Origin of the sequence: Bradyrhizobium sp. 195 (assembly GCF_023101665.1) — a bacterium.
GTDB lineage: Bacteria > Pseudomonadota > Alphaproteobacteria > Rhizobiales > Xanthobacteraceae > Bradyrhizobium.
Genome location: NZ_CP082162.1, coordinates 568,220 through 582,523, shown reverse-complemented (window position 1 = coordinate 582,523; position 14,304 = coordinate 568,220). Strand labels below are relative to the sequence as shown.

General features: G+C 63.3%; 12 protein-coding genes. 1 reads left to right on the top strand and 11 read right to left on the bottom strand.

The window, feature by feature from the left end; genetic code table 11:
• Nucleotides 1–13 precede the first annotated feature (13 nt).
• Nucleotides 14–2,692, bottom strand: coding sequence for an alpha-ketoglutarate dehydrogenase (mdeB, locus tag IVB26_RS41645; RefSeq protein ID WP_247973654.1), 2,679 nt, complete (start codon nt 2,690–2,692; stop codon nt 14–16).
• 410 nt (nt 2,693–3,102) lie between these two features.
• Between mdeB and IVB26_RS41640 the strand changes: the two genes are divergently transcribed.
• Nucleotides 3,103–3,924 carry an AraC family transcriptional regulator gene (locus tag IVB26_RS41640; protein WP_247973653.1) on the top strand — a complete coding sequence of 274 codons (822 nt, stop codon included), beginning with the start codon at nt 3,103–3,105 and terminating at the stop codon, nt 3,922–3,924.
• Nucleotides 3,925–3,996: 72 nt separating this feature from the next.
• Here IVB26_RS41640 and IVB26_RS41635 read toward each other — a convergent pair whose 3' ends face one another.
• The 10 genes from IVB26_RS41635 to IVB26_RS41590 form a co-directional block, all read right to left on the bottom strand.
• Nucleotides 3,997–5,220 carry an ABC transporter substrate-binding protein gene (locus tag IVB26_RS41635; RefSeq protein ID WP_247973652.1) on the bottom strand — a complete coding sequence of 408 codons (1,224 nt, stop codon included), beginning with the start codon at nt 5,218–5,220 and terminating at the stop codon, nt 3,997–3,999.
• A gap of 76 nt (nt 5,221–5,296) precedes the next feature.
• Nucleotides 5,297–7,162: an AMP-dependent synthetase/ligase gene (locus IVB26_RS41630; RefSeq protein WP_247973651.1), complete on the bottom strand. Its 1,866-nt coding sequence runs from the start codon at nt 7,160–7,162 to the stop codon at nt 5,297–5,299.
• Between the two features lies 1 nt (nt 7,163).
• On the bottom strand, nt 7,164–7,943 hold the full coding sequence (locus IVB26_RS41625; RefSeq protein ID WP_247973650.1) for an enoyl-CoA hydratase/isomerase family protein: 780 nt from the start codon (nt 7,941–7,943) through the stop codon (nt 7,164–7,166).
• Between the two features lie 16 nt (nt 7,944–7,959).
• A complete protein-coding gene (locus IVB26_RS41620) occupies nt 7,960–9,093 on the bottom strand; it encodes an LLM class flavin-dependent oxidoreductase (RefSeq protein WP_247973649.1) in 1,134 nt (377 codons plus the stop codon).
• A gap of 167 nt (nt 9,094–9,260) precedes the next feature.
• On the bottom strand, nt 9,261–10,052 hold the full coding sequence (locus IVB26_RS41615; protein ID WP_247973648.1) for a creatininase family protein: 792 nt from the start codon (nt 10,050–10,052) through the stop codon (nt 9,261–9,263).
• Nucleotides 10,053–10,056: 4 nt separating this feature from the next.
• The gene (locus IVB26_RS41610; RefSeq protein WP_247973647.1) at nt 10,057–10,821 is read right to left on the bottom strand and encodes an enoyl-CoA hydratase/isomerase family protein; all 765 of its coding nucleotides are present in this window, start codon (nt 10,819–10,821) and stop codon (nt 10,057–10,059) included.
• 105 nt (nt 10,822–10,926) lie between these two features.
• Complete coding sequence (locus IVB26_RS41605) at nt 10,927–11,646, bottom strand: ABC transporter ATP-binding protein (protein WP_247973646.1); 720 nt, start codon at nt 11,644–11,646, stop codon at nt 10,927–10,929.
• Nucleotides 11,639–12,364 carry an ABC transporter ATP-binding protein gene (locus IVB26_RS41600; protein ID WP_247973645.1) on the bottom strand — a complete coding sequence of 242 codons (726 nt, stop codon included), beginning with the start codon at nt 12,362–12,364 and terminating at the stop codon, nt 11,639–11,641. Before IVB26_RS41600 ends, IVB26_RS41605 begins: the two co-directional genes overlap by 8 nt.
• Nucleotides 12,361–13,392 (bottom strand): branched-chain amino acid ABC transporter permease, encoded by a 1,032-nt coding sequence (locus IVB26_RS41595; protein WP_247973644.1) that lies wholly within the window; start codon nt 13,390–13,392, stop codon nt 12,361–12,363. The genes IVB26_RS41600 and IVB26_RS41595 overlap by 4 nt, the downstream gene beginning before the upstream one ends.
• The gene (locus tag IVB26_RS41590) at nt 13,376–14,245 is read right to left on the bottom strand and encodes a branched-chain amino acid ABC transporter permease (protein ID WP_247973643.1); all 870 of its coding nucleotides are present in this window, start codon (nt 14,243–14,245) and stop codon (nt 13,376–13,378) included. The genes IVB26_RS41595 and IVB26_RS41590 overlap by 17 nt, the downstream gene beginning before the upstream one ends.
• Nucleotides 14,246–14,304: the final 59 nt, after the last annotated feature.

The window sequence follows — 14,304 nt, the reverse complement described above, 5'->3', positions numbered from 1 at the left end:
GCTCCGCCCTCTGTCAGCGAGACCAAGGCGATGCAACGCCGGTTGGCAATTCGTAGCTGGCGATGGCTTCGGCGACCTGCTCACGCGCCACTTCACCCAATTTTGCCAGCGCCGACAGCGCCGCAACGACGATCTGCTTGCGATCGACCTCGAAGAAAGATCTCAGCGCGGCGCGTGTATCGCTGCGCCCGAAGCCGTCGGTGCCCAGCACCGTATAGGGCGCCTCGATGTAAGAACCGATCAGTTGCGGATACGCCCGAACATAATCCGATGCCGCGACGATCGGCACCTTGCCGCCGAGGCATTGTGCGACGTGGCTCTCGACCGGGGTCGACAGCGGCGAGAGCCGATTAGTTCGCTCCACCTCACGCGCCTCCCGCGCCAGCTCGGAAAAGCTCGTTGCCGACCAGACTTCACTGGGCACTTTCCATTCGCTTTGCAGCATCGCCGCGGCGGCGACCGCCTCCGGAAGAATGGCGCCCGAGCCGACCAGCCTGATCTTCGCCGGCCCGTCAGCGCTCGGCAGAACCCGATAGAGACCCTTGATGATACCGTCGCGCGCATCGCCAGGCATCGAGGGCTGCGCATAGTTCTCGTTCATCGCCGTGAGGTAATAGAACTCGTCGTTGCCCTGCTCGAGCATCGACCGCATGCCGTGATCAACGATGACGGCCACCTCGTAGGAGAATGCCGGATCGTAAGCCCGGCAGTTCGGAACGGTCGCCGCCATCAGATGGCTGGACCCGTCCTGATGCTGCAAGCCTTCGCCGCCGAGCGTCGTCCGGCCGGCCGTCGCCCCGATCAGAAAACCACGCGCGCGCTGGTCCGCCGCCGCCCAGATCAGATCGCCGACCCGCTGAAAGCCGAACATCGAATAGTAGATATAGAACGGCAGCAACGGGAAGTTATGGATGCTGTAGGAGGTCGCCGCCGCGGTCCAGGACGAAATCGCCCCCGCCTCGGTGATCCCTTCCTCCAGCAATTGACCGTCGATCGCTTCCTTGTAGTACAGCATCGAGCCGGCATCTTCCGGCTCGTAGAGCTGCCCCGCCGGCGAGTAGATGCCGACCTGCCTGAACAGGTTCGCCATTCCGAAGGTGCGGGCTTCGTCGGCGACGATCGGAACGATGCGCGGGCCGAGCGTCTTGTCCTTGAGCAAATTGGTGAACAGCCGCACGATCGCCATCGTGGTCGACGTCTCCTTGCCGTCGCCGCGCAGCGCGAACTCCGCGTAGGATTGCAGTGGCGGCACCGGCAGCGCCGCCGAAGCGCGTCGCCGCGCCGGCATGTAGCCGCCGAGTGCCGCGCGACGGGCGCGCAGATACTGAATTTCCGCGCTGTCTTCCGCAGGCCTGAAGAATTCCAGATTCTCGACTTGCTCGTTGTTGAGCGGCAGGGCGAACCGGTCGCGGAACGCATACAGCGCGTCGACGTCGAGCTTCTTGGCCTGGTGCGAAGTCATGCGCGACTCGCCGGCGCCGCCCATGCCGTAACCCTTCTTGGTCTTCGCCAGAATGACGGTCGGCCGACCATTGATGTCCTTAGCGGCGGCAAAGGCCGCGAACAGCTTCTTAAAGTCGTGGCCACCGCGCTTCAGACCGTCGATATCCGCGTCCGACATGTGCGCGACCAGCGCCCGGACCGCGGGGTCCTCGCTGAAGAAGTTGGCGAGGTTGTAGGCCCCATCCTTGGCGCCGAGCGTCTGATATTTGCCATCGACGGTGTCGGCGAATTTGCGCAGCAGCGCATGCTTGCTGTCGCGCGCGAAGATATCGTCCCATTCCGATCCCCACAGCACCTTGATGACGTTCCAACCGGCGCCCTGGAAGAGAGATTCGAGTTCCTGAATCACCTGCCCGTTGCCGCGGACCGGCCCGTCCAGGCGCTGCAGGTTGCAATTGACGACGAAGGTGAGGTTGTCGAGATTTTCCCGCGCCGCCAGGGCGAGCCCGGCGATTGATTCCGGCTCGTCCATCTCGCCGTCGCCGAACACACCCCAGACGTGGCGACCAGCCGTCTGCACCAGGCCGCGATGCTGCAGATACTTCATGAACCGCGCCTGGTAGATCGCGCTGATCGGGCCGAGGCCCATCGACGCCGACGGCACCTGCCAGAACTCCGGCATCAGCCAGGGATGCGGATAGGACGACAGACCGGGGCCGCTCAGTTCCTGGCGATACAGCTTCAGGTTTTCGTCCGACAGTCGGCCTTCGAGATACGCTCGTGCATAGACTCCGGGGGACGAATGCGGCTGGAAATACACCAAGTCCCCCTCCAACTCGGAGCTTGACGCGCGAAAGAAATGATTGAAACCGACTTCGAAAATCTCCGCGGCCGAGGCGTAGCTGGCGACGTGCCCGCCGAGTTCCCCATAGGCCTTGTTGGCACGGACCACCATCGCGAGCGCGTTCCAGCGAATGATCGCCGTCAGACGGGTCTCGATCGCGATGTCGCCGGGGTAGGGCTTCTGCTGCTCGAGCGGAATCGAATTGCGATAGGGCGAAAACGGCGGAGAGTCCGGCAGAACGCCGAGCTCCTTCGCACGCCGATCGAGCGCAGCCAGGATGTATCGCACGCGCTCGGCACCGGCGCTGTGGTGGAGCGATTCAAGCGATGCCAGCCAATCGGCGGTTTCGACCGCGTCCTGATCGGCGTTGACGGCCTTGCGTGGCGGATCGATGTGTGCAGTCATGCGTCGGGTTCCTAGAAAGCCCGCACTTGGTAGCATCGGGTGCTGTGGCACGTGCTGCCGAATACGGCCGCGTTCCGACGGATTGCCCGGGTCCGGAGGGACGCCGATGCTCGCATCGCAGCATTCTCTGCTGTTGGTTTAATCAGGCGAGTGATCGAGCCGTGGGCCGCCTGACAGGTGCTTCCGCTTGGTCACGGCGCAACATGCCGCATCACTAAGCGCTCACGCCGCAGTAGCGGGCATCTTGTCGCAGATCAGCGAACTCGACGGCTCGTCGCGACTAGTGACCTAGCCTTTCAAAGCAGCTAACCTCGGTTAGCAGCAGGATCTGCATCAAGGCTCGACTGACTTGATGAATTGGCAGGATTGAAATGCCGCCCGAGACCGAGTTCGATCGCGATTTTGCGCGAATGGATCTGCCCGATCTTCGGATCAACTATGATCCGGTCGATCCGGATCAGTTCGATCGTCCCATCACGTCATTTTGTCTCGAAACCAGCAAGGACAACGACGACCTGCCGCTGCACTCACACCGCAAAGGCCAATTGGTCGTCGCATCTCATGGCTCGGTGATGTGCCGGGCGCCTGGCGGCTTGTGGATCGTGCCTCCGCAAGGCGCGGTATGGATCCCGGCCGGCGTGCAGCACAGCAATTGCGTGGCCGATTTCGGCAAGCTCTACACCGTGTTCATCGATCCGCAGGTCAGCATGCTGCCGCGGACCTGCTGCACGCTGATGATCACGTCGCTGGTGCGCGAATTGATCCACCGCCTCTCGGTGTTCCCACCGCTCTATCCGCTGGAAGGACCGACCAGCCGTCTCGGCCGGGTTTTGCTCGACGAACTCGTGCAGATGCCGACGACGGATGAAATGTATCTGCCGATCTCCCCCGACGCCCGTCTTCAACACCTTGCGACCTCCTTGTTGAATAATCCGGGCGACCGCAGCACGATGGACGAAGTCGCCTCGCGCTACGCGATGAGCGAGAGTACGTTCGCACGCTTCATCGCCAAGGAAACAGGGATGACCTTCGGGCGCTGGCGCCAGCGTCTCCACATTCTGATCGCCATGCAACGCCTCACGGCGGGCAGTTCGGTCCAGGCCGTGTCGCTGGAACTGGGCTACGAAACGCCCAGCGCGTTCATCACGATGTTCAAGAAGACGATGGGAAAGAGCCCCCGCCGCTTCCTTGCCGAGCGGTCGCGCCTGATCAATTCGGACAGTTTGCCCTAGCTCGCACGTCCCTGCCTCGGCATTTGACGACCGCGACCCCACGACGTTGTCGCGGGGCCGCACGTAACGACGTCAGCGTTTGCTGTAAGGCGCAAGCGGATACTCGAGCGACGCTTCGGCGATGGCCTTTGGAGCCACCACCCGCGGCCTGCCTTTCAAACCCTGCAGCATCACCATCGAACAGTGGATGTTCTGGCCGGTCTCGTCGAACTTGGTGTTGTCGCCGTACATCAGGATCGGCTTCATGTCGGTCGTCTTGAGCGCGCCGTGAATCGCCGCCGACTCCGGCGACGCCGCCCGCGTCACGGCGTCTGCGACGATCTGCACCGCCTCGAACGCGCAGCCCGCATTGGCATCGAACCAGTCGTTCGGGTAATCGGCCGCGAACATCCTCATGATCTTGTCGGTCTCGGCACCCTTGGGATTGAGCCACAACGCCGACAGAACCGGACCGTCACCGTACTTTCCGAGCGCGTCGTGATACGCCTTGTCCGACACGCCGTTGGAGTTGGGCGAAAACACCATCTTGGGATCCCAGCCCTGCTTGATGCATTCGCGCGCGATCATGATGGCGTCGTTGACGCGCGTGACCGAGATCAAAGCATCGGCACCCGACGCTTTCGCCTTGGCGACCTCTACCGACAGATCCTTGGCCTTCTCGTCATAGGCAACGTACTGCGCGATCTTCAGCGGAACACCCACTTCTTTCCAGGCCTGATCGATGCTGGCTGCCGTCGACTGCCCCATCGTGTTGTTGAGATGGAGAACGACGGCGCTGCTCGGAGGATCCTTCAGCGTGCCGAGCACGGACTTCAGCTCGGTCAGCGATTGCCGCACGATGGTCAGCGACGTGGGGTAATAGCGGAACACTTGGGTGAAGCCCTGCGAAGTCACCTGGGTGGCGCTCGCGATGTGGACCACCATCGGCACCTTGGCGGCCTCGCAGGCCTGCAGCGCCGAAATGGTGGCGCCGGAATCCCACGCGCCGATCAGCACGGTGCAGCCCTGCCGGATCAGGCTCTCGGCGGCAATCCGGCCGTTCTCCGGACGGCTTTGCGTATCGGCGTGAACGATCTCGATTTCGAGGCCGAGCTTCTCACGCGCGAATTTGGCGCCCAGATCGATGCCGCGCACGCAGGCCTGACCGGGAAACGCCAGCACGCCGCTGCTGGGCATGATCGCTCCGACCTTCACCTTCGTGTTCGCCGCAAACGATGGCCTTGATACCAGGCCTGCTGCAATTCCCAATCCGCTACCGACAATCGTCCGCCGCGTGATACCGCTTCGCTTGGTCATCTCGATGTCCTGTTGCTGAAGGAGTGAAATCTATCTCGACTAGTAGGTTCGTACGTTTGGGGAGCGACCGCCGACGTCAAAGGCCCATCTCGGCCTTGATTAGTTTCTCCTCGGTTTCGTCGTAGAGGGACGCGATCAGCGACTGATAGCGCTCGTTGATCTGCTTGCGACGCTTCTTCCGCGTCGGCGTCATCACGCCGTTCTCGACCGACAGCTCCTCCGGCAGAATGCGGAACGCCTTGATCTGCTCGGCTCGCGCCAGCCTTCCGTTCGCCTTGCCGATCTCCGCCTCGACCAGCCGGTTGACGATCTCGGAGGCTGCCAGGTCGGCGTAACTCGCGATCTTGTCGTCGCGCGACTTCGCCCAGTCCATTGTGGCGGTGGCATCCACTTCGATCAGGGCGGTGAGATATTTTCGCCCCTCGCCGATGACCGCCGCCTCGGAGATGAACGGGCTGTGCCTCAGCTCGTTTTCGATCTGAGTTGGGCTGATCGATTTGCCGTTCGACGTGTTGATGATCTCCTTCTTCCGATCGACCAGCTTGAAGATTCCTTCCGGCGACACTTCGACGATGTCGCCGGTGTAGAGCCAGCCGTCGCGAAGCGCCGCTTTCGTCTCGTCCGGCTTGTTCCAATAGCCCGCGAACAATCCCGGTCCACGGACGATCATCTCGCCGTCCTGGAGCACGGCGGTTTCCCACGCCGGATCCGGCAACGGGACACCGACGTTGCCGGCCTTCGGCCACTCCGCCATCTGCACCAGATTGGCACCGACCAATTCGGTCTGGCCGTAGCACTCCTTGAGCTGCAAGCCCCACAGCTGCCACAGCGACATCAGCTCGGACGGCATCGCCGCCGACGAGGTGAACGCGACCTTCAGCTCGTCGAAGCCGACCTCCGCGAGCAGCGGCAGGAACACTTGCTCGCGGCAGGCTGCGAACAGTTTCGAGACGAAGGCATCTTCGTGGCCGCGCTGACGGTCTTCGAGCGCCCTGCGCGCGATCGTCATGGCGAGCGCGTAGTTCTGATCTCCCGCACCGCCGGCGGGATGCACCTTGCTGAGAATTTGCGTCGCAAAACGCTGGTAGAACCGCGGGGGCGCCATGTAGTAGGTCGGCTTCACCTCTTTGATCGTCTGGGCGAAGTCCGCGGTCGTCTCGCCGAAATACGGAACTGCGTCGGCGATCAGCGGCAACGTCGTCGCCTGCCCGCGCGCGACGGTATGCGACATCGGCAAATGCACGACCACCCGGTGTTCCTCTTCGCGCATGCTGGGGCCGAACAGGGTGATGCAATGAACGCCGGCGAGAATGGAAAGGTGCGTCAGCATAGCGCCTTTGGGGTTTCCGGTCGTCCCGGACGTATAGCCGATGCTGACGACATCGGACGCCTTTGCTGTCGCGCTCTCCTTCTGCAGATAATCATGCGCATCGACATCGTGTGCTCCGACAAAGTCGGCCAGCGACTTGATCGATGCCGTGGCCTCGCCGGTCCAATCCGGGTCGAGCACGATGATGCCGCGGAGCTGCTCGGCCCGACCGGAGGCGAGCACGATGCGAAGCTGCTGCTCCCCGCCGACCAACGCAAACTTCGCGCCTGAATCCGTGAAGCAGTAAGCCACTTCTTCGGGTGATGAGGTGAAGTACACGCCCACCATAACGCCGCCGGCGCACATCGTGGCCATGTCGGCGATCAGCCATTCCTCGGACGAATCGCCCATGATCGCGACCCGATCGCCGCGCTCGAGACCAGCACGCTGCAGCGCGCTGGCCAGGCTCACGACACGCTGCGCATAGGCGCCCCACGTCATGGCGGTCCAAGCGCCGTGACGCTTTTGTTGCAAGGCGATCTTGTCGGGCCGCTCCGCGAGTCGCGCAGCCAAAAGCTGCGCAATGGTCGTATCGGCCAACTGGGCGCCGGATGTAATCGCAGCGACGTTCATCTCAGCGCTCCGCGAAACGCTTGCGCTTGGCCGCGAATGCGGCAACCGCCTCGGCCCGCTCGGGCGACTTGAAGGTCAACATCTCCAGCGCCGCGGAGGTGTCGAGCAGCAGGTGGGCGTAGTGCTTGATGATCTTGTTAACGCTGTACTTGGTCCACACGATCGATTCCTTCGGCCCGCTTGCCAGCAGCTCGGCGTATTCGATCGCGGCATCGAGAACGTTGCCGTCCGCGACCACCTCGTTGATCATGCCGACAGCAGCCGCTTTCTCGGCGGGGATGAATTCCCCGGTCATCAGATAGTGCTTCGCGCGCACCGGCCCCATCAGCAGCGGCCAGATCACCGCGCCGCCATCGCCCGCGACGACGCCGGCATTGACGTGCGTGTCGGCAAAACGAGCTGTCGAGCTCGCATAGATCACGTCGCAGAACAGCGCGAGCGTGGCACCCAGGCCGACCGCGACACCGTTGACGGCCGCGACGATCGGCACTTCGACTTCCAGCATGTTGCGGATGAGGTGGCGACCGCTGCGCGTCGGGGACGGCAACGTTCCCTTATCCAGCGACTTCTGATCGCCACCGGAACAAAATCCGCGGCCCGCGCCGGTGAGAACGATCGCGTTGACAGAACTGTCGTGATCCAGCTTGACGAAGACGTCTTCGAGCTCCTCGTGCATCTCCCAGTTGATCGCGTTGAGGATCTCCGGGCGGTTCATCGTGACGATCGCGACGCCGGTGGCGCGCTGTTCGACGATCAGGTACTTGTAGCCGTATCGCGACATGGATTTCACCGTTGGATTACTGGTTCTGGGTCCGCATCAGCCGGATCTGCCCGAGGATCTCCTCGGTCGGCCGCACGACGTTGTTTCTGTCGTTGAAATGCGGGATGACGTAGCGACCGACCATGTCGATCGCCTCCATGATCTTTTCGTGCGGGACGGAGTCCATGTGCAGCAGCACCTCGTCGATCCCCATGGCCTCGAACTTCTCGATCTGACGAATGACCGTATCGGGGCTGCCGCACACCGTCGTGGCCGACTCGTTGACCAGATAGTCCCAGTCGTTGGCGGCACGCTGCATCGAGGGCACGCTCTCTCCCATGTATTTGTAGTCGTCGGCAATCGCCGCGAGACGCGGATAGGCATCGGTCGAGATCTTGGCATAGTGCATCAGCGGGCCGGCATAATCCGCCTTGGCCTGCTCGTCGGTCTTCCCGATGCCGATGAACAGCGGAACGCCGATACGCGGACGCTGCAGCGGTCCCTCCTCGTCGCGCTTCCAGTTCTTTTGATAGGCGTCGATCAGCTTCTGCTGAGCGTCCCAGCCCTGGTAGATGTTGCTGCTCATCACGGCGAAGCCCTGCGAGGCGGCCCAGACGTGACTGCGCTCGCTGGTCGCCGCGATCCCGATCACCGGATGCGGCTTCTGCAGCGGCTTCGGAACCAGCTGGCGCGGAGGGATCTGGTAGTACTTGCCGTCAAACGTGAAAATGTCCTGGCGCATCGCCGTTTTCAGCAGCGCCAGTCCTTCTTCCATCTGCGCCAGCGTTTCGTTCGGATCGACGTTGAACGCCCGCATCGCGATGGTGGTGTTGGCGCGGCCGCCATAGAATTCCATGCGGCCGTTGGACAGGATGTCGGTCACCGCAAGCCGCTCGGCCGAACGCAAGGCGTGGTTGATGCGCTGCGGCATCAGCGTCACCGCCGCGCGCAGTTTGACGCGCGACGTCACCGCAGCCAGATAGCCGAACACCACTTCGGGCGCCGAGCTCGAGATCCCGCCCAGTGCCACGTGCTGCTCGGAGAGCGCGACGCAGTCGAAGCCGACCTTCTCGGCCAGACGGACTTCGTCGACCAGTTCGTGAAGCCTGCGCGAGTAACTGTGGCCGACCTGGGTTTCCTGTTCAGACCAGAACCCAAACGTAAGTGCCATGTCTCAATCCTTTTAGCTTTCGAGATGGCACAAGGTTTCATAGGCGGGGCGACATTTTCGCCCGAAAGCCGCGTTGCGTAGTAAAGCTTTCCGAATTTTATGCTGTCAGTATTCGCAACATGGCAGACGCCGCAGGAAGCTTCGCCGCGCAGCGGGCGGGCTGACCGTCAACGGCGGGCGCCGGCGACTCCGGCCTCGCTATCGAAGGTCTTGATCAGCAACTCGGCGACCGCCGCGAGGCACGCTTCGCCGATGTTGTGGCTCGAGCCGAACGGACTTCCGATCACGCCGTTATGCGAAACCGACCGGATGCCGTTCTTCCACATCAGCTCGAGATCCGCCTCCGACAAGCCGCCAAGATGGCCCACCTCGAAGCGGTCCGGTCTGACGCTGTCAGGCCGAATGACCATCATCAGCGATGTCTCGGCGATATCGGCGTGGCCGCCGACGGCCGACACGTCTCCTCCGGCTTCACGCACCGCATCGCGCCACGTGTCGATCCATTTCGTCCAGTCGAAGAACGCCAGGATCGCAACATCCGAGGGGACGGCCGCGCGCAAGCGACCGAGCATGTCCTTCAGGACCGGAAAGTTGCCGATGTGGCCCGAGTGAATCAGGATGCGCTTGAAGCCGTGCCGCGCCAGGCTCGTGCAATAATCGACACAAACTGCCTCCAGCGTCTCCGGCCGTAGCGAGATCGTACCCGGGAATGGCAGATGGTGAGAAGAGCAGCCGACCGTGATGGTCGGCGCGACCAGCGTGTCGCCGCGGCTGCGCGCGATCCGCTCGGCCAGAGCATCGGCATGATCCGCATCCATGCCCAAAGACAAATGCGGTCCATGCTGCTCGACGGCCCCCAGCGGAATCACCACCGTCGTACACCCGTCCGTCAGCGCCGCGGCGACTTCCTCGTGGCTCATCTGCTCCAGATAGATCTGATCGGGATATCCGCGCGCCATCGGCTCAGCCCTTCCTATTCTTTGACAAAAACCTCGCACGCGCGTTGGTCGAGCTCTCGGCTGTGACATAGGCGTCGAGGTCGGCTACGGTCATTTCTTGGAGCGCTTGATCGCTCATTTGCACGGTGAGGTTGAGCGATCGTTTGATGGCGTGGAACAGCTTGCGGTCTTTCTGCCGCAACGCGCCGCACACGTCTCGCGCACGGGACGCGACCTCCTCGGTCGCGACGATCTCGTTCACGGCGCCGATCGCCACGGCGCGCTCCGCGCCGACGAGCTCGCCCCAATACAGCAGCTCTTGTGCCGCCCGCACGCCGAGCTTCTCGACGGCACGGCGCATGCCTTTGGTCACCGGCAGCAGGCCGTGGTTGATTTCCGGAAATCCGATCTTGCACGCCGCATCGGCCACGACGTAGTCCGCATGCAGCAGAAACTCCAGGGCGCCTCCGACCGCATAGCCGCGGACGGCGCAGACGATCGGGCCCGGATAGTTCTCCATCGCCACGAGGAGTTCGTGGAAGGACCGGATGCGCGGCCTCGCGACTTCAATCCCGACGACTTCCTTGATGTCGCCGCCTGCGCTGAAGAAGCGGTCGCCGCTTCCGGTGAGCACGATGCCGGGGGGAGTCTCTTCGTCGGCGAGGCGCCGGATCGCCTCCAGCAACTCGACGATGAGTTGCGCATTCAGCGCATTGGCCGGCGGCCGGTTCATCGTGATCGTGACCAGGTCTTGATCACGCTCGATCAGGAGAGAAGTGGCAGCGTTCATAAGTGAGACCCAAGCAAGAGGCGGCTGCAACAGCCGGGGAGTGGTGGACCAAACGGCGGCGCGACGAGAGCCGCAACGCCCGACGCCTCGCCGAGTCGGCGCGCCTCACAATCCCAGATAGGCGCGCTGGACATCGGGGTTCTCGAGCAGATCGCGGCTCGATCCGTGCAACACCACGGAGCCGTTCTCGAGCACATAGCCGCGGCTGCTCAGCGCGAGCGACTTGGCGACATTCTGCTCGACGAGAAGGACCGTGATGCCCTGCTCGTTGAGGGATTTGACGACGCCGAACATCACGTCGGTCAGCGCCGGCGACAGCCCGATCGACGGCTCGTCGAACATCACGATTTCTGGCTTCGACATGATCGCCCGGCCGATCGCGAGCATCTGTTGCTCGCCGCCGGACAGCGTGCCGGCGAGCTGGTCGCGGCGCTCGCGAAGTCGCCCGAACAGCTGATAGACGGAATCAAGCGTGTTTGCCCGGTCGTGCCTGGCCCGCTTCAGCGAGCCTCCGATCAGCAGATTGTCCTCGACAGAGAGCGCACCGAAGATCTGGCGGCCCTCGGGGACCTGAGCGATGCCCATTTCGCAGATGTCCCACGGCGGTCGTCGCGAGATTTCGGCTCCGTTGATCCTGACGGAACCGCGCGACGACGGCACGATCCCGGCGATTGATCGGATCAGAGAGGTCTTGCCGGCGCCGTTGGCGCCGACCACGCAGATCAGTTCACCCTTGCCGATGCGGAGCGACACGCCGTTCAGCGCATTGGAGCCGTCATAGGCCACGCACAGGTCGTCGATGGCGAGAAGCGCGTCGTCAGGCATGGAAGCCGGCTCCCAGATAACTTTCCAGCACCGCAGGATCCGCCACCACCTCTGACGGCTTGCCCTCGGCGATCTTGGCGCCGTGGTGGAGCACCACAACGGTCGACGCCACCTCCATTACGATCCGCATCACGTGCTCGACCAGCAGGATCGTCAGTCCGCCCTCGGCGAGCCTGTGCAGCACGTCGACGACGCCGGCCGCTTCGGTCGGACGCAGCCCCGCCATCACTTCGTCGAGCAGCAGCAGCTTGGGGCGGGTCGAGAGCGCCTTCGCCATCTCCAGCATCTTGCGATCGGGCAACGTCAACTGATCCGTCCGGGCATTCGCCTTGCCGGCGAGCCCGACATGTTCGAGCGACCCGTACGCCTTGTCCCGCGCCTCCTTGATGTTGGTCGTCCAGCTGAAGGCGCCCACCATGGCATTCTCGAGCACCGACATATCTTTCATCGGCCGGACGATTTGGAAGGTGCGCGCAATGCCCATGCGGCACACCGCTTCGGGCGGCTCGCGCTCGAGCGAACGCCCCTCGAACAGCACCTGCCCGGCGGTCGGTCTCAGCGCCCCGGCGACGAGATTGAAGCAGGTGGTCTTGCCAGCGCCGTTCGGCCCGATTAGGGCGGTGATGCGGCCTGCCTGCAGTGAGAAGCTGACGTCATTGACCGCGACCAATCCAACGAACGCTTTGGTCAGGTTCTTCACTTCGAGCAGCGCGGTCATTCCTCGACCTTCCGCAGTTGTGAGATCCGGCCGCCCGCCGGCAGCTGGATCGCCCCGTAGAGCCGGACGATCGCCGGCCAGATGCCGTCGGGCAGAAGCCACACGACCAGGATCAGCACCGCCCCGTAGGCGACGCTGTTCAGTCCGGGGAGCCCCAGGCTGTCGCCGAGAGCCCCCATGGCGTGATGCAGCGGGATCGCGGCCATCGAGCCGACCAGCGGGCCGAACGCAGTGCCCAATCCGCCGACCACGGGGCCGATCAGTACGTCGACCGAGATCGCCATGCCCATGATCGAATCCGGAAAGATCGCGCCCTGCACGAGGCCCAGCACGCCGCCGCCGATCGCGGCCGTCGCGGCCGATATCGAGACCACCAGCACCTTGTGGCGAAACGTCCGCACCCCCAGCGCGCGGGCGGCCTCGTCGTCATCCCGCATCGCCCGCCAGACGTAGCCCCAATAGGACCGCGAGATCAGCTCCGTTCCCGCGACGCCGATGGCCGCAAGCGCGAGCGCGACGAAGTAGTAGAACCGCGCGTCACCGCGGAGCATCCCGAGGTCCATCGCGCCGCTCGGCGCCTGGTAGAACAGGCCCTGCATGCCGCCGACATAGTCCCACCCGCCGAACATGATCCGGGCGAATTCGGCGGCTGCGATCGTGAGCAGCGCGAAATAGATGCCACGGACCTCGAAGCGGAAGCTCAGCCACGCCAGCACCGCGCCGACGAAGCCCGCAATCACCGCGCCCAGCAGCAGACCGATCCACGGGGTGACGCCGTACTTGATGTTCAGGATCGCCACCGCATACGCACCGATTCCAACGAATAGCGCGTGACCGATGGATAGCTGCCCGCCGATCCCGAGCATCAGGTTCCACGATTGTCCCATGAAGGTGAACAACAGGACGATCGTCAGAACCGAGATGACGTAGGCGTTGGAAATGCCACCCACCACGGCCAGGGCCCCGAAGACCAGAGCGCCGGCGCCCCAACGCTTGCTGTCGCTGGCTTGATCAGATGTCCTTTGCACCGAAAAACCCCCTCGGACGGAAAATCAGGATGATGATCAGGAGCGCGTAAGGGAGTGCTGTTTTCATCGACGGCGTGAACATCAAGGCCGCGATCGCTTCGGCGACCCCGATCGTCAGACCGCCCAGAAGAGCGCCGCCGAAGCTGCCGAGACCGCCGACGATCACCGTCACGAAGGCCAGCAGCGTGAAGTCGACGGCGAGATAGGGCTGCGCATCGAACAGCGGCGAGATCAATGCGCCGGCGACGCCAGCGCAGGCGGTTCCGATGCCAAAGGTCACCGCATAGATCCGAGGGATATTCAGCCCGACCACCAGTCCGCCCAGTCGATTATTGGCGGCGCCCCGCAGCGATCGGCCGAATGCGGAGTACTTCAGATAGGCTCCCAGTGCGGCGATCAGCAGTCCGGCCGTAGCGGCCGCCTGGATGCGGGCCCAATCCAAGGTGAGCGGTCCCACGCTCACGGTCTGGAAGGACAGCTGAGACGCCGTCGGCCGCGGATCCGGACCGAACGACATCAGCAATACGCCGCTGAAAAGCAGCGAGAGGCCGATGAAGACGATGAACTGATAGTGATGCGGCCGATTGACGAACCGCTTTACGACGAGCGTCTCCAGCAGATAGCCGAACACGAACATGACGACCGCAGCGATCGCGGCGGCTAAAACGATCGGGACGTCCCAGATTCGAACGGTCCAGTATCCGATGTAGATCCCGAACACGACCATCTCGCCATGAGCGAAATTGACCACGCGCATGACGCCGAAGATGATCGTGAGACCGAGCGCGACGAGCCCGTAGACCAGCCCGACGAGCACCCCGCCGGCGATTACATTGAGCCAGAGCGACAGCATCAGCGACCGACCGCTGATGGATGCGCGATGGAAAGTCTTCGTCTTCCTTGCATGCTGAT

Coding starts and splice junctions, on each gene's coding strand:
- IVB26_RS41620 (WP_247973649.1), bottom strand. CDS start 9,093: ATGGCACTTACGTTTGGGTTCTGGTCTGAACAGGAAACCCAGGTCGGC.
- IVB26_RS41630 (WP_247973651.1), bottom strand. CDS start 7,162: ATGAACGTCGCTGCGATTACATCCGGCGCCCAGTTGGCCGATACGACC.
- IVB26_RS41640 (WP_247973653.1), top strand. CDS start 3,103: ATGGATCTGCCCGATCTTCGGATCAACTATGATCCGGTCGATCCGGAT.
- IVB26_RS41605 (WP_247973646.1), bottom strand. CDS start 11,646: ATGCCTGACGACGCGCTTCTCGCCATCGACGACCTGTGCGTGGCCTAT.
- IVB26_RS41610 (WP_247973647.1), bottom strand. CDS start 10,821: ATGAACGCTGCCACTTCTCTCCTGATCGAGCGTGATCAAGACCTGGTC.
- IVB26_RS41615 (WP_247973648.1), bottom strand. CDS start 10,052: ATGGCGCGCGGATATCCCGATCAGATCTATCTGGAGCAGATGAGCCAC.
- IVB26_RS41635 (WP_247973652.1), bottom strand. CDS start 5,220: ATGACCAAGCGAAGCGGTATCACGCGGCGGACGATTGTCGGTAGCGGA.
- IVB26_RS41625 (WP_247973650.1), bottom strand. CDS start 7,943: ATGTCGCGATACGGCTACAAGTACCTGATCGTCGAACAGCGCGCCACC.
- IVB26_RS41590 (WP_247973643.1), bottom strand. CDS start 14,245: ATGCTGTCGCTCTGGCTCAATGTAATCGCCGGCGGGGTGCTCGTCGGG.
- IVB26_RS41600 (WP_247973645.1), bottom strand. CDS start 12,364: ATGACCGCGCTGCTCGAAGTGAAGAACCTGACCAAAGCGTTCGTTGGA.
- mdeB (WP_247973654.1), bottom strand. CDS start 2,692: ATGACTGCACACATCGATCCGCCACGCAAGGCCGTCAACGCCGATCAG.